The organism is Vibrio sp. 2132-1 (assembly GCF_033344315.1).
Window position 1 is genome coordinate 1 of sequence record NZ_JAWPON010000068.1, and the last position, 1,279, is coordinate 1,279.

A 1,279-nucleotide genomic window follows, 5' to 3' on the forward strand; every position below is an offset into this window, starting at 1 on the left:
CGAACCTAAAGCAAGCGCGTTCAATTATCGAATTAAGCGCAGAGACGACCGCAACGCCAGACATTATTGTTAAACAGTTTATTGCGTCGCTAGAAGCTCAGAACAAAGCTGTGTTTGCTGGTTACATGGTATGGGAAAAGCCATCGTGGGTTGAGCCAACTATTCAAGACAAAAGCCTTGGCTTTAATAGCGAAGGCTACTTAGCGCCATTCTTTTCGCCAAATTCGCACAACAGTTTTGATGTTGTGGCGATGGATAGCTTTAGCAATACTGAATTAAACAACAATGGTGAGCGTAAAGACGATTGGCACTTGATGCCTTACGAAACGGGTAAAACGTTCGTGATGGAACCGTACATGTATCCGGTTCGCGGCAAACAAGAACTGATCACGACCATCAGCCAACCAATCAAGTTACGTGGCGAGATCATAGGCTCTCTTGGTTTTGATTTGTCATTGAACGAGTTACAAAGCCAAAGTGAAGATTACGCGAGCGACTTGTTTGATGGACAAGGCCGTATTCTGATTTCTTCGTGGAAAGGCATCACACTGGCGAACAGCAGCCAAGCGGATCAAGTGGGCAAAAAAGTCTCTCATGAATTGGCGTCTCAATGGGCTCGTATTCAATCCATTGCGAAACAAAAGGGCGCAGGCCTTGTGACGTTTGGCGGGGATGAGTATGCGATTACTGCAATTGAAACCAGCGATGCGCCTTGGATCGTTATGGTGTCGGTTCCCAGTAGCTTCCTTAAAAAGAACGTGGATGACTACGAGCGATGGAGTGAAGAACAAAGTGCAGAAGCTCTTGAAAAGGGAGTGTGGGCAGGGATTATTGCGGCTCTGATTGGTATTGTTGCGATGACAATGATCGCGACCTCGTTGGGCAAAGTGTTAACTAACTTAGTGGAGCGTTTTAAAGACGCAGCACAAGGCGAGGGCGACCTAACTTACCGCATTGAGGTGAAAGGTAAGGACGAAACCGCGCAGCTGGCGCACTGGTTTAATACCTTCCTCGCTCGCATTCAGGAAATGCTTTTAACCGTAATGGCGACGGCAGACCAAGTTGATAAAAACGCAAGTGAAGGCCAAGCTCGCGCGGCGGCTTCGAGAGATCAACTGAACGTTCAAGTAAACGAAGTCAACTCGCTAGCAACGGCGATTAATGAGATGAGCGCAACCGCACAAGAAGTGGCAAATTCTGCGGTACAAGCAGCAGCGGCGGCAAGCCAAGTTCAAAGCAATAGTGCGAATGGCATGTCGCGTATGGACAATGCTGCAAG

The 1,279-nt window shown here is 47.9% G+C and carries 1 protein-coding gene; it reads left to right on the plus strand.

All coding sequences use genetic code 11. From position 1 onward, the window contains the following. A partial coding sequence (locus tag R8N47_RS23460) for a HAMP domain-containing protein (protein ID WP_318185886.1) occupies window positions 1-1,279 on the plus strand: 1,279 nt, incomplete at both ends.